General features: G+C 73.6%; 12 protein-coding genes. 8 read left to right on the forward strand and 4 right to left on the reverse strand.

Annotated elements, in window-relative coordinates:
• Nucleotides 1-178: 178 nt before the first annotated feature.
• Nucleotides 179-1,690, forward strand: a complete 1,512-nt coding sequence (locus OV207_RS33680; RefSeq protein ID WP_267559208.1) for a Do family serine endopeptidase — start codon at nt 179-181, stop codon at nt 1,688-1,690.
• Nucleotides 1,691-1,708: 18 nt separating this feature from the next.
• Here OV207_RS33680 and OV207_RS33685 read toward each other — a convergent pair whose 3' ends face one another.
• Together OV207_RS33685 and OV207_RS33690 are read right to left on the reverse strand one after the other, a co-directional pair.
• Nucleotides 1,709-2,461, reverse strand: a complete 753-nt coding sequence (locus OV207_RS33685; RefSeq protein WP_267559209.1) for a hypothetical protein — start codon at nt 2,459-2,461, stop codon at nt 1,709-1,711.
• A 27-nt stretch (nt 2,462-2,488) separates the two neighbouring features.
• Nucleotides 2,489-4,210: a hypothetical protein gene (locus OV207_RS33690; RefSeq protein ID WP_267559210.1), complete on the reverse strand. Its 1,722-nt coding sequence runs from the start codon at nt 4,208-4,210 to the stop codon at nt 2,489-2,491.
• Nucleotides 4,211-4,579: 369 nt separating this feature from the next.
• Between OV207_RS33690 and OV207_RS33695 the strand changes: the two genes are divergently transcribed.
• Nucleotides 4,580-8,503, forward strand: a complete 3,924-nt coding sequence (locus OV207_RS33695; RefSeq protein ID WP_267559211.1) for a serine/threonine-protein kinase PknK — start codon at nt 4,580-4,582, stop codon at nt 8,501-8,503.
• A gap of 3 nt (nt 8,504-8,506) precedes the next feature.
• On the opposite strand, the gene OV207_RS33700 is transcribed toward OV207_RS33695, so the two are convergent.
• Both OV207_RS33700 and OV207_RS33705 read right to left on the reverse strand, forming a co-directional pair.
• Nucleotides 8,507-10,321: an OPT/YSL family transporter gene (locus tag OV207_RS33700; protein WP_267559212.1), complete on the reverse strand. Its 1,815-nt coding sequence runs from the start codon at nt 10,319-10,321 to the stop codon at nt 8,507-8,509.
• Entirely contained in the window at nt 10,318-12,582 is a 2,265-nt protein-coding gene (locus OV207_RS33705) for a PAS domain S-box protein (RefSeq protein WP_267559387.1), read from the reverse strand. The genes OV207_RS33700 and OV207_RS33705 overlap by 4 nt, the downstream gene beginning before the upstream one ends.
• 261 nt (nt 12,583-12,843) lie before the next feature.
• Between OV207_RS33705 and OV207_RS33710 the strand changes: the two genes are divergently transcribed.
• From OV207_RS33710 to OV207_RS33735, 6 genes are all read left to right on the forward strand, one after another.
• Nucleotides 12,844-14,232 carry a serine/threonine-protein kinase gene (locus OV207_RS33710; RefSeq protein ID WP_267559213.1) on the forward strand — a complete coding sequence of 463 codons (1,389 nt, stop codon included), beginning with the start codon at nt 12,844-12,846 and terminating at the stop codon, nt 14,230-14,232.
• Between the two features lie 242 nt (nt 14,233-14,474).
• Nucleotides 14,475-15,449 (forward strand): hypothetical protein, encoded by a 975-nt coding sequence (locus tag OV207_RS33715; protein WP_420715281.1) that lies wholly within the window; start codon nt 14,475-14,477, stop codon nt 15,447-15,449.
• A 278-nt stretch (nt 15,450-15,727) separates the two neighbouring features.
• Complete coding sequence (locus OV207_RS33720) at nt 15,728-16,717, forward strand: sensor histidine kinase (protein ID WP_193346685.1); 990 nt, start codon at nt 15,728-15,730, stop codon at nt 16,715-16,717.
• Between the two features lie 36 nt (nt 16,718-16,753).
• On the forward strand, nt 16,754-17,098 hold the full coding sequence (locus OV207_RS33725) for a hypothetical protein (RefSeq protein WP_267559215.1): 345 nt from the start codon (nt 16,754-16,756) through the stop codon (nt 17,096-17,098).
• A 127-nt stretch (nt 17,099-17,225) separates the two neighbouring features.
• Nucleotides 17,226-18,746 (forward strand): FAD/NAD(P)-binding protein, encoded by a 1,521-nt coding sequence (locus OV207_RS33730; protein ID WP_267559216.1) that lies wholly within the window; start codon nt 17,226-17,228, stop codon nt 18,744-18,746.
• A gap of 171 nt (nt 18,747-18,917) precedes the next feature.
• A complete protein-coding gene (locus OV207_RS33735) occupies nt 18,918-20,201 on the forward strand; it encodes a hypothetical protein (protein WP_267559217.1) in 1,284 nt (427 codons plus the stop codon).
• Nucleotides 20,202-20,280 lie beyond the last annotated feature (79 nt).

Below are 20,280 nucleotides of genomic sequence, written 5' to 3' on the forward strand. Positions count from 1 at the left end.
TCGGACCGGATGCGGGGCTTCCTCCTCTGAGCTCCCTTCCAGGCAGCTGGGCCATCAGTGGCTCCCGGTGTCGCTGGTGGAACGGGACCGCTGCCTCCTTCCCAGGGTGCCCACCGCATCCGGTCCGACTCTTTCCGCCCGGAAGGCTGCTTCCGGCCGCCACCAAGGAGAACGCACGATGGTCCGCACGCTTCCGTCCCGCCGCCGCCTTGCCCGCGCGCTCATGCTCACGCCCCTGGTCGCGCTGGGGGCCTGCAAGCCTGCTCCGGACACGGCGCCGCCCGAGCAACCCACGCTGTCGCTCAAGACGGCCACCGCGCCCTCGGGGGCGAAGGTGGAGCCGGCCGTCTATTCGCCTCCGCTGTCCACCGCGCCTGGGGCGCTCACGTCGCTGGCGCCGCTGGTGGACACGGTGAAGGGCGCGGTGGTGAACGTGGAGGTGCAGGCGCGCGCCCGCCCCGCCATGGGCATGCGGGGCCTGCCACCGGGGTTCGCCGAGCGCTTCGGTCTGCCGGGGGGACAGAGTCCCTTCGGTGGGGGCGGCGCGCCGCCGAAGCAGGGGCAGGGTTCGGGCTTCGTCATCGACCCGTCGGGCCTGGTGCTCACCAACAACCACGTCGTGGAGGGCGCGGACACCGTCCGGGTGAAGCTGGAGGACGGGCGCGCGTTCGAGGCGGAGGTGCTGGGCCGCGACGCGCTCACGGACGTGGCGCTGCTCCAGTTGAAGGGCGCGTCCGGCAACCTGCCCTTCGTGAAGCTGGGGGACTCCGACGGCCTGCGCGTGGGTGACCCGGTGATGGCCATTGGCAACCCGTTCGGGCTCGCGTCGAGCGTGAGCGCGGGCATCCTCTCCGCCCGGGCGCGCGACATCCACGCCGGCCCCTACGACGACTTCCTCCAGACGGACGCGGCCATCAACCCGGGCAACTCCGGCGGCCCGCTCTTCAACATGCGGGGTGAGGTGGTGGGCATGAACACGGCCATCATCGGCGGGGCGACGGGCATCGGCTTCGCGGTGCCGGCGAACCTCATCCAGGCGCTCCTGCCGCAGCTCCAGGAGACGGGCGTGGTGCGCCGGGGCTGGGTGGGGCTGGCGGTGCAGGACCTCACGCCGGAGCTGGCGCGGGCGCTGCGCGTGGAGGCCGCGAAGGGCGCGGTGGTGGCCGGCGTCAGCGCGGGGGGGCCCGGCGCGAAGGCGGGCCTGCGCGAGGAGGACGTCATCACGTCGGTGGGCGAGCGCGCGGTGGACTCCGCCGGTTCGCTGACGCGCGCGGTGGCGCTGCTCAAGCCGGGCAGCGAGGTGAAGGTGAGCCTGGTGCGCGGGGGCAAGGCGATGGAGGTGCCGGTGAAGCTGGGCACCCGTCCGACGCAGCGGGGCGAGGAGGAGATGACGCCCCGGGATGCGACGCCCGCGCCGCTGTCGAAGCGGCTGGGCCTGCGGCTGTCGGAGGCGCAGGACGGCAGCGGCGGCGCGCAGGTGGTCTCCGTGGAGTCCGGCAGCGCCGCGGAGCGCGCGGGGCTCGCGCCCGGCATGGTGCTCACGCAGGTGGGCGACCAGAAGGTGTCCGGCGTCGCGGAGGCCGCCCAGGCGCTGACGGCCGCGGAGCCCGGCGCCGCGCTGCTGCTGCGCGCGCGGGTGCCCGGACAGGACGGGGCGCTGCTGCGCGCGATTGAAGTGCCGGCGCGGTAGGGCGCGCGCTGCCTCCAGTCAGGAGGAGAGCGCCTCCGGGTGGGGCAGGTCGGGCACGCGGCGCGGCCTGGTGCGCGTCGCGTGGTCGTAGAAGCACTCCGGCCCGAGGACTTCGCGGAGCTGCTGCTCCGCGGCCTCCGCGGCGGGAGTCATCGCGTCGGTGGGCAGGGCGTAGGGCTCCACGAGCACGATGCCGTCCGCGACCGTGCGCCGCTGGGATTCGGGGACCGCGTTCAACCGGTCTCCGAACATCTGGAGGAACGGCGGGCCGTAGAAGTTGCGCCAGAAGACCCCGGCGAGACCTTCGCTGGGGTCGCGAACGGTCCACGTCCAGCGTTGTCCGATCCCATCCGGAGAGGGGATGAACTGGGTGCACTTCCGGCGTTCGTCCTCGGCGGTCGCGGAGATGGCCAGCGGTGAATTGAACAGCTTCATCAGCGCCGTGACCTGTTGGACGTGGGCATCACGCCACTTCGCGTTCTTCGCGCGGGAAAGCGCGGCATTCCAGGTGAGCTTGCCCACATGAGGAGGACCGTCCGCCTTCCTGGCGGAGAACAGGAAGAAGTCACGGTCCGTCTTCGCCAGCACCATGAGGCTGCGGAATTCGAGGAAGTTCGCCACCAGTGAGCCGTAGTCGATCCGCTGAGGATTGATCTGATCATCGAGAGAACGAACAGGCACGAACCACCGGTACTCCTCGAACGCGCTCTTGAGGAACGCGCGAACCGCAGTCTCCGAGGGGACGATGGGTGGCAGGCTGATCTTGGTCATCAGATATTTCAACGGCACACGCGAGCCTCACGGATAGGCGTCCGACAGGGCTTTGCCATCCTCTTTGAGCTGCATCAAGAACTGTTCGAGGGGAGAGGTCAGCTTCGTCTGCCCCGCGGGATGCTTCGCGGAGCGGAAGTACACCTCAATGTGGCCACCGTATTTTCGGACGTATTTGAGCATGGCCTCCAGGTTGCCCGTGAGCGCCATCTCCGCGCGGCCCTTGGCTTCCACGAAGTGGTAGGGCTGCCCCCACACGAGTTCCTTTGGGTTGCCCTTCACCGCGTCCGGGACGAAGCCTTGGGCCTTGCTTCCCGGAGGCGGCAGCATCAACGCCGTGTTCTTCCGCTGGCCCTTGGACTTCAGCACGGCCTGCTCGAACTCACTGCCCGCGCCCTTGTTCTTGATGACCGTCTGGTAGAGCCGTTCCCACTCCGGATCCACCGCGTACTGGATGCGGGGGTACTTCGCCGGATGACGGAACTGGTAGTCCACCCAGGCCTGCGCCAGGTGCTCCGCGCTGCCTGGCACCAGCCGCGTGCCCTCCGCCGTCACGCGCGAGCCCACCAGTGCCACGCGCTTGCCCTGGCCCAGCACGCGGCCCGCTTCGGCCAGCGGGGACTCCAACCTCTTCGCCACGGCTTGCAGCTTCGCCACGTCCTCCGCGGTCACCGCGTCACCGCGCGCCGCGGCTCGCAACACCCGGCGGATCTCCTGCGCATCCTGGGGTGACAGGTGCTGCACCACCCGCTGCAACACCTGCACCTCGCGCAGGCTGCGGCCCGTCAACAGCGCCACCCGCTCCACGCCCTGCGCGCCCTCGGACAGCAGACGCCCCGACACCACCGGCAGCGCCACGCTCACCGCGCACAGCAGCCGCTCACCGTCCGTCAGAGGGTGTCCCAGGATGCTGACTCCCAGCACCACACCCGTCACGTCCGCCACTTCCCCGGCGACAGGCAGCAGGCCCACCGCCATCTCCAGCACGACCTCCTCCGGAGGAATGCCTGGAGGCTCACGGCGCGGATCCCACGTCGGGGGCGCCAGGCGGCCCGCCTCCACCGCCGAGGCCAGCAGGCTGTCGCGCGCCAGCAGGTAGAGCGCCACCTCGCTGGGGCTCTTGCGCACGAAGTCCGGGTCCAGCGTGTGCGCGTAGGCCCAGTCCAGCACCGCCTCCACCAGCGCGCGCTGCGTCGCTTCGTACAGCGCGCTTTCGGTGAGCAGGCCGTCGCGGCCGAGCCTGCGGAAGTGCGACTCCGCCAGGGCCCGCCCACGCGCATCCGCCCAGCGGTGGTACTCGTCCAGCTTCGCGGCCACCCGCTCCGAGCGCGCCCCTTCCACACGCCGCGCATCCGCATGCGTGGCCTTCCGCCGCAGGTACACTTCCAGCGGTTCGTCCTCCGCGAGCTGTTCTTCGGTCCGCGAAAGGGCCCAGAGGAGCAGGTCGTTGAGCGCGGCGTGGCCCGCCTGCCGCGCCGGCTCCTTCACCGCGGGCAGCTTCAAGGCCGTCCGCTGCTCCGCGATGAACGCGAGGTAGCGGCCCAGCACCGCGCCGCCCACGGTGCCGCGGGGAGCGTCCTGCGGAAGCGGTGGCGGCGAAGCGCTGTGATAGCGCGCATACCCCTGCATCCCCACCGGCAGCCCACCGGCATGGGCGGCGAAGCCCCCCATGAGCCCCACGCAGAGCGCCACGAGACGCCACGCGCGCCCGGCCCCTCCGCTCCAGCGCACTGCTCGGCGTCCGCGCATGCGTGTCCCTCCGCTTGAACAGGGCTAGCAGGGAGTCCTGACATCCCTGGCGCAACGCGGTGCGAAATGACGCTGCGGAGGTGCACCCCCACCCCGCTGCCCCCAGGTGCACTCGCGATGTCCGGTGTCGCGCGTTTTCCGGTGGCGTCGTGCCTGGACGCCCTCCGGGCATGAAGCGACTTCTGACGTCTGTCTCACGCGGACGCCGCCCACCCCACCCCAGGGGGTCGGAAATCGTGGGGGCCCTGGCATAGAGTGGACTTCGTGCCGCGCTGCCTCACATGCGGGCGGCGTTGGGAGGGCTCTCACGCGCCGTGCCCCCCTGGCGCTCCGCCCATCACCGTCCCGCCGCCCGACGTCTCGTTGCTCGTGCCCGACGTTCCGGGCTACCGCTGCGAGAAGGTCATCGCGCGCGGAGGCTTTGGCGTCCTGCTGGCCGCGCACAAGCGCTCCGCCGACGGCCGCGAGGGCGAGCGCATCGCGTTGAAGCTGGCCCGTCCCGGCGTCGCGCTCGCGGAGGCGCAGCTCGCGCGCGAGGCGGAGGCCCTGCGCGTCATCGGGCCGCCCACCGTCCCCGCGCTCCATGAGACGGGCACGCTCCCGGGCGGGCAGTGCTTCGTCGCGATGGAGTTCGTGCCGCTGCCCACGCTGGCGGACTGGCTCGCCCAGGTGTCCGGGCCGCTGTCGCCGCAGGAGTTCTGGCCGCGCGCCAGCGCGCTGCTGGACGCGGTGGCCATCGTGCACTCGCACGGGCTCGTGCACTGCGACCTCAAGCCCGAGCACGTCTTCCTGGACGACGCCCACCGCCGGGCCCGCGTCTTCGACTTCGGGCTGGTGCAGCGCCCCGCTCCGGGCGCGCCCGCCGACGACGGCACGCCCGCGGACACGTCCTCCTTCGCCGGCACCGCCGAATACATGGCGCCCGAGCAGTGCGCCGGCCACGCCGCCCTGGATGCCCGCACGGACGTGTACGCGCTGGGCATCATGCTCTACGAGCTCATCACCGGACGGCCGCCCTTCTTCGGCGCGCTCGCGGAGGTGCTCCAGGCGCACCTGTCGCTGCGGCCGCCGCCCCCGTCGGAGTACGCGCCGGTGGCGCCTCCGGTGGAAGAGGTCGTGCTGCGGTGTCTGGCCAAGGAGCCCGTGCGCCGTCCCCGCGACGCGGCCGCCGTGGCCCAGGCCCTGCGGGCGGCGCTGGACCACGCGGGCCAGTCCGTGGTGCAGCCCGCGCCCCGCGTCACCCTCACCGTCCTGCCGGAGGTGCGCCCCGCCCAGACGCGCCGCTCGGTGGCGGTGCTGTTCCTCGCCTCGCGCGCCAACCCCGTCGCGGTGCAGAAGGCCCTGGCCGCCTACGGAGGCCACATGGCCTACACCGACGGCGCGCGCTTCGCGGGCGTCTTCGACCCGGACGTGGGGGAGAACCCCGTGCGCCGGGCCCTGCGCGCCGCGGAGGGGCTGGCCGAGCGCGGGCTCGCTCCCGCCGCGCACGTGGACGTGGCCACCGTCACCGTGCAGCGCCGGCTGGACGGCGCGCCCCGCTACCTGAGCGCCAGCTTCGCGCGCGAGGACCGCTACCCCAGCGTCCCGGAGGCGCGCGGCCTGCTGCTGTCCCACGCCGCGGCGGAGGCCGTGCCGGAGGTGCCGTGCCTGCCCGTGCCGGGGCGCTCGGGCATGATGCGCCCCGCGCCCTCGGGCGCCACGCCCCGGCCGGACGTCACCGTGTTGCAGTTGGGCAGCGCGGTGCTGCTGGGTCGCGACGCGGAGCTGGAGGGGCTGCTGGACAGCGCCCGGGGCGCGGTATCCGAAGCGGCGCCCACCATCGTCACCGTGCGCGGCGACCGGGGCCACGGCAAGAGCCACCTGGCCACCACGCTGGCCCTGCGCCTGCGGGCCACCCTGCCCCACGCCCGCGTCTACTCCATGCGCGCCCGCGAGCCCGTGCAGGGCGACCCGGAAGGGACGCTGCGCACGCTCCTGCGCGTGGCGCTGCACGGCTTCGACCGCGACGACACGGACACGCAGGAGGATGGCCGCACCGCCATCCTGGACCGGCTGGGCTCCCGGCTGGGCATGGAGCTGTGGCCGGGCGTGGCCGCGACGCTGGGGTGGTACGCGCCCGGCGGGCCGGAGCTGCACAGCTGGGCCGCGGCCCCGGGCGCGCTGCGCTCGCTGGCCCTGCGCGCCACCGGTGAGCTGCTGGCGGCGAGCGCCCGCGAGCGGCCCCTGTGCCTCATCGTGGACGACGCGCACTTCGCGGAGGAGACGGCGCTGGACGCGCTGGAGTACGCGGCGCTGGCGGAGACGCGCGTGCCCCTGTGGGTCTGCGTGCTGGTGCGCCCGGGCTTCGAGCAGAGCCGCCCCTCCTGGGGCGCCCGCGCCGCGCGGCAGCTGGAGCTGCCCCTGTCCGGCCTGTCTTCGGGCGATGCGCAGGCGCTGTGCCGCGCGCTGCTCAAGCCGGTGGAGAACGTGCCCGCGCAGGCGGTGGAGCGCATCGTCGAGCGCGCGCAGCGCGTGCCCCTGTTCCTGGTGGAGTTGGTGCGCGGCCTCAAGCGCCAGGGCCTCGTGCGCCAGCGCTCCCCGGGTGGCAACTGGTACCTCGTCACCGACGAGCTGGACCGCGTCCCCGAGCTGCGGCTCGTGGAGTGGCTGGCCGACCGCGAGCTGGGCGCCCTGCCCCCGGCGCTCGCGGCGCACGCCCGCCTGTGCGCGCTGCTGGGCGCGGCCTTCACCGCCACCGCCGCGGACGGCGTGGTGCGCGAGCTGGAGCGCGACGGGGCCGCGGCGAGCTTCCCGCTGGACGTGGGCCACGCGACGCGGCGGCTGCTGGACTCGGGGCTGCTGGTGGAGCACCGGCTGGAGGGCCTGAGCTTCCGCAACGAGCTGGTGCGCGAGGCCGTCGTCGCGGGGCTGCCCGCCGAGGAGAAGGCGCGCATCCACCACGCCGCCTACCGCCACTACCTGAGCCCGGCGGGTTCGCAGGAGCGCCAGCGGCTGGCCCGGCTCGCGCTGCACGCGGCGGCGGCCGGCCTGCGCGACGAGGCGGCGGCGCTGACCATCGACCTGGCGGAGTCCGCGCGCGGCCGTCACGCGTTCCTGGACGCGGAGGCCATGTACACGCGCGCCCTGGAGCTGCTCGACCCCGAGGACGAGCTGCGCTGCCTCACCGCGCTGCGAGGCCGGGGCCTGATGCGCTACCGCATCGGCCGGTACGAAGACTCGCTCACCGACTTCGCCATCGCGCGGGAGCGGGCCCGGGGCGTGGGGGACTCGCGCGCGGAGGTGGAGCTGCTGCTCGACGAGGCGATGGCGCTCGACTGGGTCAACGACTACGCGCGCAGCGAGGAGCGGGCCCAGGAGGCCCAGCACCTGTCGGAGACGGTGACGTCGCCCTACGTGCAGTCGCGGCTGCTGCTGGCGCTGGGCCGCGCGCAGTTCCGCAAGGGCGAGTGGCTGGACGCGCTCATGCCGCTGGAGGCCGCCGCGGAGCGGGCCCGGAAGCTGGGCGACGCGGGCTACGAGACGCTGGTGGTGGCGCTGCTGCTGATGGCCGTCATCCTCCCGAACCTGGGCGACATTGATGGGGCCGAGCGCGTGATGGACGAGGTCATCAGCGCGTGCACGGAGCGCGGAGACCGCTTCCACCTGGGCTCGGCCATCAACAACCGCCGCAACCTGTGGGTGGCGCGCCGGGATTTGACGCACGCCCTGAAGGACCAGGAGCGCTTCATGCAACTGGGCCGCGAGCTGGGCGTGGTGGGCTGGGAGTACTTCGCCGAGCACAACATGGGCGAGCTGTACTACCAGGCCGGCGACGTGGAGGCCGCGGCGCCGCACATCGCCCGCGCCATCGTGCTGGAGCGCCGGCACCCGGAGGTGGCGCACCGGCCGTGGGCCCTGCTGCTCCAGGCGCGGGCCATGGCCTGGACGGGCCGGCACGACCGGGCCCGGGAGCTGCTCACGCAGGTGCGGCAGACGATGGCGAACAGCCGGCACGGCGTGAACCTGAGCCCGTCGGAGGAGGTGCTCTTCTCCATGGTGGAGCTGACCGCACGCGACGCGACGGCGGAGGAGTGGCACGCGCTGCGCGAGCGCTCCGCGCAGGTGTCCGTGGAGCAGGAGCCCCTGGAGGTGCTGGAGATGATGGGCCTGGCGGCGTGGCGCCGGGGCGACTTCGCCGAGGCGATGCTCGCGCTGGGAGAGGCCCTGGCGCGGGCGGCGCACGTGCCCAACCTGATGGAGGACCGCATCCGCCGCTCGCTGGAGCGCGTGCGGGACCTGACGCCCGCCGCGTAGCGACTACGCCGAGCGCTGCAGCGCCGTCGTCGCGGCGAGGATGAGCCCCATCAACGATTCACCCACCAGCGCGCCCGAGCCCACCGCGGGCACCTGCGCGTCGGTGAGCTTCGGCGACCACCGCCGCGCGAGCGCCGCCAGCCCCGCGCCCACGCACAGCGTCACCGCGAAGAAGGCGGGCGTGATGAACCCGATGCCCATCGCCACCGGCGACGGCAGCCACCGCGCCGCCTTGCCCCGCGCGGCCAGCGTCAACACCGCGCCCACCGCGCAGCCCACCAGCGCCCCCAGCCCCGCGTGCGGCGGCAGGCCGGACAGGCCCCGCACGGACACCTCCGCCACCGCGCGGAATTGCGCCGCCGCGGGCACCGGCAGCGCGGCCGTCCCCAGCCCGTACGCGTCCACCAGCAGCAGGTAGGCCGGCACCGCCACCACCGCGCCCACCACCACCCCCACCAGCTGCGCGGCGAGCTGCTTCGACGACGAGGCGCCCAGCAGGTGCCCCGCCTTGAGCGACCACAGGCTCACGCCCGTCTGCGCCGCCGCGCCCGCCACCACCGAACCCGCCGCCACGTTGGGCGCCAGCTCCCCGGGCCGCACGCCACCGAAGACGACCTGCGTGAGGTTGCCCATCTGGCTCACCGGCGACACGTCCGTCTGCCCCGCGCCGCGCGCGCACACCGCGCACAGCGGCACCAGCAGCACGAGCGCCAGCACCATGGACGGGACGCCCAGCCCGAACAGCACCCCGCCCAGCACCACCGCCAGCACGCACGCGACCGCCGCCACGCCCAGCATCCACCGGGGCAGGCCGCCGCGATTCGCCCCCACCGAGCGCAAGTCCCTCGCCGCGCTCAGGAAGTCGCGCGCCTGCGCGCCCAGGGACACCACCGCCGCGCCCACCATCAGCCCCACGCCGGGCCACGTCAGCCACGCGGACAAGGTGCCGTACTCCGCGCCCACGACGACGCCCGCGCGCAGGAGCACCGGCGAGAGCACGCCCCAGGCCACGACGGCGCCCAGCAGCATGCTCAGGGCCAGCTGAAGCCCCGTCATCATCCCCACCGCCAGCAGCATGGGGCTCACGCCCACGCCCCACGTCAGCGCGCCCAGCGCGGTGCCGTCCACGCGACCCGGCAGGGCCACCATCCCCGGCAGCCACCCGCGAGCGTCCCGCACCCACGTCACCGCCATGGCCACCAGGCCCGCGCCCACCAGCGTCCGGCCGCGCCCCACCGACGTGCCCGGGGCCTCCGTGGGCGTGGCCGAGTGCAGCGTGGAGATGAGCTCCGCGGTGGCGATGCCCGTGGGGAACGGCAGCGCTTCCTGCTCCAGCAGGCGCCGGCGCAGCAGGCCCGCCACCAGCACGCCCACCGCGCCCAGCACCAGGCCCCACGCCGCGATGCCCCAGCCCGGCACCGCCACGCCCAGCAGCGCCAGCGCCGGCAGCGCGCCCAGCAGGCCCGCCGCCGCGGGCATCGCGCCCACCGCGGACGCGGCCGTCTGCGTGAGGTTGTTCTCCAGCGGCGTGTACGGCACGCCCCGCCTGCGCCCATAGGCGGCCAGCCCGCTGAACCCCAGCACCGTCGCGGTGATGGAGCCGCTGTCCCACCAGCCCGTCTTCATCCCCATGTAGAGGTTGGTGACGGCCAGCAGCGCGCCGATGAGCAGCCCCATCCCCAGCGCGCGCACCGTCCACTCGCGGCCCTGGGATGCCGGCGCGCCCGCGAACCCCGGGTCCTGCGCCACGGGCAGTGGCGCCCCCGGCCCCGCCGCGACCTCGGGAGGAGCCGCGGGGTGACCGGAGGGGGCGCTCATCGCCCGGCCTCCGCCGAGCGGCCCACCAGCTCCCGCAGCTGTGTCAGGTCCAGCGGCTTGCTCAGCTTGAGGTTCGGCACGTCGCGCAGGAAGGACACCGTGCGCGGCGTGAAGGCCCCGCCCGTCATGAACACCATGCGCCCGGCCTGCTCCGGCGCGGAGCGCCCCAGCTCGAAGTACAGGTCCATGCCCGTCATCCCCGGCATCATCACGTCGCAGAGGATGAGGTCGAAGCGGCCTCCTTCGTTCACCAGCCGCAGCGCCGCCTGCGCGCTGTTCGCCGTGGCCACCTCGTGCTCCGTCGCCAGCGAGCGCTGCAGGGCCACCGTCACGTTGGGCTCGTCGTCCACCACCAGGATGCGCGCCCGCGCCCCGGCCTGCGCCGTCGCCGACAGCCGGGGGTAGAGGTCCGGCTCGTGCTGCGCCGAGCGCAACACCACGCGGAAGGTGCTGCCCTGCCCCGGCACGCTCTCCGCCTGGATGGAGCCGCCCATGGATTCGATGATGCCGTGGCAGATGGACAGCCCCAGCCCCGTGCCCACGCCCACCGCCTTCGTGGTGAAGAACGGGTCGAAGATGCGCCCCAGCACCTCCGGCGTCATGCCCACGCCGGTGTCGCGCACCTCCACCACCACCTTGCCGGGCTCGCCCTGGCGGATGATGGCGCGAATCTCATGCTCGGTGACGGAGGACGGATCCTCCGGAATCGCCTGCGCCGCGTTGAGCAGCAGGTTCAGGAACACCTGGCACAGCCGCGCCTCGCTCGCCTCCACCGCCGGCACCGGTTCAAATTCGGTGATGAGCCGCGCGCGGTGACGGATGACGTTGTCCGCCATCTTGCACGCCAGCTCCACGGAGCGGCGCACGTCCACCGGCATCGGCCGGGACTCCTGTTCGCCGCGCGCGAACACCTTCAGGTCCCGCACGATGGTGGCGATGCGCTCCGCGCCCTCCGTCGTCTCACGCACCAGCTGCTGGATGGCCGCCACCGGCTCCGAAGGCGCGCCCTGCGCCTCCAGCTTGTCCAGCCCCTCGCGGATGAGGTGCAGGTTCACCAGCATGTACGCCAGCGGGTTGTTGATTTCGTGCGCCACGCCCGCGCCCAGCGTGCCCACGCTGGCCAGCCGGTCCGCCACCACCAGCCGCGCCTGGAGCTGCCGGCGCTCGCTCATGTCCCGGTGGACCATGATGTTCGCGATGATGCGCCCCTCCGCGTCGCGCAGCGGCACCACCACCGACTCGCAGACGCACGCCATGCCGTCGTCGCGCCGGAACTCCAGCTCCCCGGACCAGCGCCCGTGCACCTCCAGCGCGGTGAGGATGGCGCCCGTCAGCCGGTCCGGCTCGCCCGGGTGCAGCACGCTGAAGAGCGTCTGGCCCATGGCCTGCTTGCGGCTTCGGCCGAACATCCGCTCCGCGCTGGTGTTCCAGTCGATGACGCCGCCTGCCAGGTCCGTGATGACGACGCCGTCGGAGATGCTCTCGAAGATGAGCGCCTGGCGGTGCAGCTCCTGCTCCGCCTGCTTGCGCGCGGTGATGTCCATCACCGTGCCCGTCACCCGCGCGGGCTGCCCCGCCGCGTCCAGGAGCACGTCGCCCTTGCACGAAATCCAGCGGTAGCCGCTGCCCGCGGGCTCGATGCGGTACTCCACGTCCACCTGCGACTTCTGCGCGAGCGCCGTCGCCAGCCCCGCGCGCAGCCGGGGCAGGTCCGCCGGGTGGACGATCTCCTCCAGGTCCATGGCGCGGCCGGACAGCTTGCCCACCGCCAGGCCCAGCAGCCGGTCCACGTGCTCGCTCCACGTCACCTGACCGCTCTTGGCGCTCCAGTCCCAGATGCCCACGCGCGCCGCGGACAGCGCCTGCCGCAGCTGCTCCTCGCGCTGCTCCAGCACCTCGCGCCGGGAGAAGCGGAACACCGTGACGGTGCCCACCTGGAGCCGGTCCCCCTCCTGCAGCTCCGCCGTGGACACCGGCAGGCCGTTGAGGAACGTGCCGTTCGTGGACTCCAGGTCGGTGACGTGGCAGGTGCCGTCGGCGGCGCGGCGGATGCGCGCGTGCTTGCGCGACACCCCGTGGTCGTCGATGCGGACCTCCGCCTCCGAACCCCGGCCGATGATGTGCTCGCCCGGCTCCAGCCGGTACGCCTTGCCAATGGCGGCGGGCGTCGTGGTGCTGATCAGGATGAGACACGCCCCGGTCGAGGACGGCGCCGTCACCGACTGGCCCGCGCAGGTCGTGAGCTCGTCCAACAACGTCATCATGTGTGCCAGCCCCCTGGCGTTCCCCTGCGCTCGGGCCGGCACTCTCCTCGCCGCCTGTCGTGCATGACGCCGCGCTCCGTGATGGCCAGAAGCCTTGGCCCGGACCGCGACCATACCCCAACGGCCTCCAATGAACGCCCCTTCCACCCGCAGGGCAGGAAGCCTGACTCCTGGTGAACGGGCACAAGAGCAGGCAGGGAGGCAACCCGCCACGGGCGCACGCGACCCACCCCGTGAATGGTAGGGTGCGAATCATTCATGGCGGCGGACTCCGAGAGCACCTTCCGCATCCAGGCGCGCGCCACCGCGAACGCCACGGACAAGGGGCATGACGCACCTCCCCGTTCCGAACGGGGGCCGGGCACGCTCGCGGGCGAGTACGTGCTCAAGGGGATGATCGCCGCCGGCGGCCACGGCAGCGTCTACGAAGCGGAGCACCGCATCCTGGGGCGGCTGGCCGCGGTGAAGGTCCTGCACGCGCACCTGGCGGACCAGGGGGAGATGCTCCAGCGCTTCGTGCGCGAAGCCCGCGTGGTGAACCAGATCCACCACCCCAACATCGTGGACGTCTACGACTTCGGCCTGATGCCGGACGGCAGCCCGTACTACGTGATGGAGCTGCTGTCGGGGCGCACGCTGAGCCAGGTGGTGCAGGAGCGCGGCCGGCTGTCCGCGTCCCGGGCGCTGGCGTACCTGGAGCCCATCTGCGGCGCGCTGGAGGCGGCGCACCGGGCGGGCGTCGTCCACCGGGACCTGAAGTCCAGCAACATCCTCGTCGTGGAGGAGGGGGAGAAGCCCCGGCTGAAGCTGCTCGACTTCGGCATCGCGAAGCTCATCCAGCAGGAGCCCGGCCAGGAGGGGCTCACCACCGCCGGCCAGCGCCTGGGCACCGCGCACGCGATGGCGCCCGAGCAGTTCCGGGGCGGCCGCATCGGTCCGCCCACGGACGTGTACGCGCTGGGCGTGCTCCTGCACCAATTGCTCACCGGTCGCTACCCGTTCCAGTCCGATGATCGGCTGGAGCTGGAGCGGATGCACCTGGAAGCCCCGCCGCCGCGCCCCAGCGTGCGCGCCCCGGTGTCGCCCGGCATGGACGCGGTGGTGCTGCGCTGCCTGGACAAGGACGCCACCCGCCGCTACCCCAGCGTGAGCGCCTTCCTCACCGCGCTGCGCGAAGCCGCCGAGGAGCCCGGTCAGGTCGAAGGCCAGGTGCGCCCCGTGCTCGCCGTGCACGCGGAGGTGGTGCTGCCCCCCACCGACCAGGACGACGACACCCTCTACGCCGCGCTCGCCGGGGTGCTGGACACGCTGGAGGAGGGCCTGCGCGCCCGGGGCTTCCTCCTGGCCCTCCAGACCGGCACCACGCTGCTGGGCGTGCGGCCCCTCTCCCCCGACACCTCCCCCGCCGACACGGTGAAGGCCCTGCGCGAGCTGCACGCGGACGCCCAGCGCCTGGCGGACGCCGCCCACGCCCACGTCCACCTGTGCCTCCACCATGGCGAAGCGGAGACCCGGGGCGAGGCCGGGGAGGCCGAGGTGGTAGGGGGACCCGTCACCCACGTGGCGACCTGGAACGTCAGGGAGCCCCACGGCTTCGCCGTGACCCCACCGGCTGCGCGCCTTCTTGAGGACCCACCCCCGCGGTGAGTTGTCCTTGCAGCACCCCACCCCGATCGTCCTTGTGGTCGAGCCCACCCCACAGGCCTACTTGTGCTTGCGTCAGAATTAGACCCACGCAGTAATTTTTTGAAGTCGCGGTATTTATTTTCCCCCCTGAATGCGTCACGATTCCCCTGTCTGACAGTTTCAGCGACTTTCTAGATGAAAGCCTGGACTGCCTGACATCCTGGAAGTCGCCCATCGACTTCCCTTGAGCGGGAGCCCCCTACATGCGCCTCACCCCTGCTTTTCAGCCTGGAAGTGGATGCAGCGAGTGGTGGAACCGGAGTGCCTTGAACCAACCCCTGAAGGCGTTGCTGCTGACGGGTGCGTTGTTGGCCCTGGTGGGTTGCGGAAGCGCGGCACCGGAGGGCACCCCGGACGAGGCGTGGGTGCTGGCGTCGGCGCAGCAGGCGCAGCAGGTGGACAACGGCCTGTCCACCAACGGCCTGTCGACGAACGGCCTGTCCACCAACGGCCTGTCCACCAACGGCCTGTCGACGAACGGCCTGTCCACCAACGGCTTCAACGACTGGTTCAACGCGAACGCGGGCACGTCACCGGCGCTGATGGCGTACATCGTGAAGTGCGCGGTGCCGGCGGGGCAGACGCGCGCCTACCAGAACCTGGGCACGGGGGCGAAGTACACGTGGCACGGCAGCCTGGGGCTCGCGCCGGGCTGGGCGTCGGGCAAGCCCGCGACGGTGGCGGAGCAGCAGGTGGTGAGCGCGTGCCTCGCGGCGCACGCGAACAAGTACGGCCTGCACGTCTCGCTGTCGGTGCTGGGACGCACCTCCGAGGGCACGGCGCTCTCCTATTCCTCCGAGGAGCTGGCGACGTTCAACGCGAAGGAGGCGTGCTTCTTCGGCAACCTCTTCACGACGGACGGGCTGTTCGCGGCGCGTGATCGCGACTTCAGCGCCGCGGAGAGCTCCACGCGCGCGTGCGGCCTGACGCTGAAGGCGGACCACTGCGCGCCCATCACCAACGTGGGCAGCTGCGCCCAGTTCTGCACCAAGGCCGACCCGACCCAGCCCTACTACACGCAGTGCACGTACAACGGGAAGTCCTACCCGGCCATCACCACGCGCGTGCAGCCCCAGGAGCTGTACCGCTGCGGCGACGGCGTCTGCCAGTTCACCGAGCACTGCGGCACCGGCCTCACGGCGGACAGCTGCAAGGCCGACTGCGGCACCTGCTCCTAGGCTTCAGCTTCACCCCGCACCGGGCACGTCCGGCCTCCCCCAGGGCCCGTGCCCGCGCATCCCGGCGCGTGGCCCACCCCACCGCGCGCCCGGGTCCCGGAAGCAGGATGGCGACGGTGCAGGAATCCGCGCATGTCGAATCCACGGCGGCACGGACCCGCGTGCACCTTGCCCGGCACCGGGCGGCGGTGTTGGATGACCTTCGCGCAAGGCCGGTCCGCCGAAGGGACCACCGCCACGAGGAGCGGTAACGGCCGCGGGTGTTGGAGTGGGCCGCGATGACGTTACGAGCGAAGGTCGGGCGGTTGGCCGCGATGACGCGACGGCGGAGCACCTTGCGGCAGGCCTTCCAGGGCCTGGGCACCGGGCCCGCGGCCATCCTGCGCTCCGGCCAGGAGGCGCCCCGCGCGGACAACCACCTGCTGGAAGAGACGGTGCGCGAGCGCACCGCGGCGCTGGAGGCCGCCAACGCGAAGCTGTCCAGCAGCCTGGAGCAGCTGCACGCCACGCAGGCCCAGTTGCTCTTCGCCGACCGGCTCATCGCCCTGGGCCGCATCGCGGCGGGCGTGGGTCATGAAATCAACAATCCGCTGGCCTTCATCCTGAGCAACCTGGAGTACATCCACCAGGAGCTCCAGCAGAAGGAACGCCTGTCGGAGCAGGACCGGCAGGAGATCCTGGAGGCGCTGGCGGAGACGCGCGACGGGGCGGAGCGCATCCGGCTCATCGTGCGCGACCTGCAGACGCTGTCGCGCGCGGAGGACGTGGGCTCAGGGCCCGCGGAGCTGGCGGCGGTGGTGCGCACGGCGGCGAAGATGGCCATGCACGAGCTGCGGCATCGCGCGCGCCTGGTGGTGGAGTGCGACGGCGTGCCCCCGGTGCAGGGCAACGGCTCCCGGCTGGGCCAGGTGTTCCTCAACCTGCTGCTCAACGCGGCGCAGTCCATCCCCCCGGGCAACGCGGAGGCCAACGAGGTGCGCGTGGTGGCGCGCCCCGGAGCGCCGGGCCACGTGCTGGTGGAGGTGCGCGACACCGGCTGCGGCATCGCCCCCGAGCACCGCGAGCGCATCTTCGACCCCTTCTTCACCACCAAGCCGCTGGGCGTGGGCACCGGCCTGGGGCTCGCGGTGTGCCACGGCATCGTCACCTCGCTGGGCGGGACGCTGACGATGGAGAGCTCGCCCGGCCAGGGCAGCATCTTCCGCGTGTGCCTGCCGGTGGCCGGGGCCTTCGTGCAGACGCCGCGTTCTCAGGCAGACTGGACCTGACGGACGCCTGCCTCCGGGCGTCCCGGTGCGTGGCGCATGCGAGGCCCCGGATTCCTGGCCTACATGCTGACGAACTGCGCCCTCAACGCGGTGGGCCACGGCAACACGGAGTGGCGGCCGACGCACTTCGTGACGTCCTGGGTGGGCCGCGTCTTCTTCACGCCCACGCTCCACGCGATGCACCCCGCGCGCCACCAGGGCCACTGCGGCCTCCATGCGGTGCTGTTCGACTGGTGGTTCGGCACCACGTTCGAGGACCATCCCCAGGTGCATGCCCGGGCCCGCGACGCAGAGGGCCTCACGCGCATGGGGGAGCGGCTGCCGGCGGGCCCGCCCCCCCCTGCCCGCTCCCGCCGCCCCGAGGCGCGACCGGCGCTGTGAGGTCCGCGAAGCCCCCACGTCCCACGGTGGGCTCCCGTCCCTGGCGGGCGGCGGCTGACCAACACTGCGCGGCGGCCCGGAGCCAGGGAGGGGTGTCATCCGGGGGACCCGGCCCTACAATCGAGCGGTGAACTTGCGGCAGGACGTGATCATCATCGGCGCGGGTGCCAGCGGGACGCTGCTGGCGGCGTGTCTCTTGCGCGGCGCCCGTGCGCCCCTGCGCGTGACCCTGGTGGAGAGGGGGGAGCGCATCGGGCGCGGGGTGGCGTACTCCACCACCAGCGCGCGGCACCTGCTCAACGTGCCGGCCGGCCGCATGAGCGCCTGGGTGGAGGAGCCGGAGCACTTCCTGCGCTGGCTGCGCGAGGAGGCGCCGCAGACGCCCCCTTCCGCGTTCGCCGAGCGCCGCCGCTATGGCCAGTACCTGGAGGCGGTGCTGAAGGAGGCGGCCCGGAGGGCCGCGCCGGGCGTGCACCTGGAGACCGTGCGCGACGAGGTGACGGCGGCGGTGGACACCGGGGACGGGGTGACGCTGACGCTCGCGAGCGGCGCGACCCTGGAGGCGCGGGGCGCGGTGCTGGCCCTGGGCAACGCGCTGCCCGCGGACCTGCGCGTGCCGGACGGCAGGCTGTACGCGAGCGCCCGCTACCACCGCTCGCCGTGGTCGCCCGGGGCGATGGAGGGCATCGGGCCCGAGGAGCCGGTGCTGCTCATCGGCACGGGCCTCACCATGGTGGACACGGTGCTGTCGCTGGGCGAGCGCGGCCACCGGGGACGCGTGCACGCGCTGTCCCGGCACGGCCTGCTGCCGCACGTGCACCGCGCCTCCGGAGCCGGGGCGCCCGCCGCCGCGGAGCCCCTGCGCATCCGGGAGCTGCTGCGCTCGGTGCGCCGGGAGATGGACCGCTGCCGCCACGCGGAGGCGGCCACCCACGCCGCGTCTTCCCAGGAGCCGTGCGCGGCGCCCTTCAGCACGCTGCGCATCCGCGACGTGCTGCGCGCGATGCGCCAGGAGGTCGACGCGCAGGTGGCCGCGGGCGCGGACTGGCGCGCGGCGGTGGACGCGCTGCGGCCGGTGACGACCCCCCTGTGGCAGCGGCTGACGGACGCGGAGCGCCAGCGCTTCCTGCGCCACCTGCGCGCGCACTGGGAGGTGCACCGCCACCGCATGGCCCCGGAGATCCACGCGGCGCTGGAGGGCTGGCGGCGCGAAGGGCGGCTGCTGCTGCACGCGGGCCGGGTGCTCGGCTTCCAACTGGAGCCGGACGGCGTGACGGCCCGCCTGCGCCCCCGGGGCCAGCGCGAGCCCCAGGCGCTGCGCGTGGGCCACGTCATCAACTGCACCGGCCCCGAATCGAGCCTGTCCTCGCGCAGCCAGCCGCTGCTGCGGGGGCTGCTGGAGGCGGGGCAGGCGCGCGCGGACGCGCTGGGCATGGGGCTGGCCACGGCCGGGGACGGCGCGGTGCTCGACGCCCGAGGCCGGCCCTCGGCGCACCTCTTCACCCTGGGGCCTCCCCGGCGCGGGGACCTCTGGGAGACCACCGCCGTGCCGGAGATTCGCGCGCAGGCGCGGGACCTGGCGGACCACCTGCTGCGACACCTGGGGACCTCCCGGAGCGCGGCCACGCCCGCGCCGGGCGCGCCCTGAAACGGGCGTCACGCGCACGCGGTGTGGGCCTGGCCGGTAGCTGACCTGACAGCCGCCATGACCTGAAGGCCGGGCTCCCTCGCCGGAGGGGCAGTGGGCCGGCCGCGCCGGAGGATGTGGGGGGCGGGGATTCGTGCGAGATTCGAGCCCCCCTCCTGGAGTTCCCCCCTGATGGCCCTGAAACGCCCCCTCCCCGCCCTCATGGGAGGCGTGCTCCTGTTCGTGCTCATGAGCCTCGGGGTGCTCGCGTCCCAGCGCCTGCGCACCGACGCCCTGGAGGCGCGGCTCGTGCGCGAGCTGAACACGCTGACGCACGCGGAGCACCCGAGGCCCGCGCACGTCTCGCCCGCGCGGGCCGGCACCTTCGGCACCGCCCTGGCGCCGTTGCTCCCCGCGCTCGTGCGGCCGGGCCCCGCCGCCCCGCCCACCCCGGAAGAGGCCGCGCGCTGCGAAGCCGTGACGGAGGGCCGCTCGCCCGTCAGCGACCTGCCCGCGTCGTGTCGTGAAGCGCTGGAGCAGGGGCGGCCCCTGATGCGGCAGGTGCTCGCCGCCACCCACGCGGAGTCGGGCGGCCTGCCAGAGGAGCTGCGTCCCGTGTCCGGGCCGGACGTGGCGCGGCGGGAGGCGCTCACGCAGGCCCTGCGGCGGGTGCTGGAGCAGGCGGCGCTGGAGACGCGGCTGCTCGTGGCCCGGGGCGACTCGGACCCCGCGGTGGACACCTGCCTGGACGCGCTCGCGCTCAGCCGGGAGCTGGCCCTGGGGGGAGGACTCGCCGGGCAGCGGCTGTCCGCGCACGGCTACGCGCGCGCGTGGCGGGCCTGCGCGGACGCGCTCGACGCGGCCTCCGTGCCCCGCAAGCGACAGGCGGTCTCGCAGCTCACCCGCCTGCACGAGGGCTTCCCGCCGGTGTCCCTGACGCTGCACGAGGACTCCCTGGCCGAGCAGCTCCTCGCCTTCCGCGACCTGCTGTCCGACGACGCCCGGTCCCTGCTGCCCCCCGCCTGGCTGGACGCGCCCTCCCTGTCGGGCGCCCTGTCCCGGCGGCTCCAGTGGCGGCAGTGGGTGACGGACTCGGACGACCTGCGCGCCGTGGTGGATCAACCCGTCGAAGCGCGCCGCCGCGCCCTGGGGGCCCTGGCGTCCCGGAAGGCCGCGGCGCACCTCCGGCGGGAAGAAGCCCCCTCGGCGCGCCAGCTCTCCCAGGACATGGAGGCGCTGGACCTGCGCGCGCTGCGCTCCGAGGCCCTCATCGCCCTGGCGGAGGTCGACGTGGCCCGGGCGGAGCGGGGCCAGTGGCCCAAGACGCTCGCCACGAAAACGACCTCGCTCGTGCTGGAGCCGGTGGACGCGTCCCAGGCCACCCTCCGCTCGTGCGTGCGGGGCCTCACGCCGGAGGCCCTCCGGGTGACGGCCGACGCCCCGGCCACGCCCCGGCAGGCGCGCGAAGCGCCCTGAGTCCCCCGCGGAGGCGCCCTCCCCTCCCAGGGCCTGCCCGCGGGCGTCTTCACGTCCGGCCTCCACCGACAGTGCGGCC

The sequence above is a fragment of the Corallococcus sp. BB11-1 genome (assembly GCF_026626625.1).
GTDB lineage: Bacteria > Myxococcota > Myxococcia > Myxococcales > Myxococcaceae > Corallococcus > Corallococcus soli.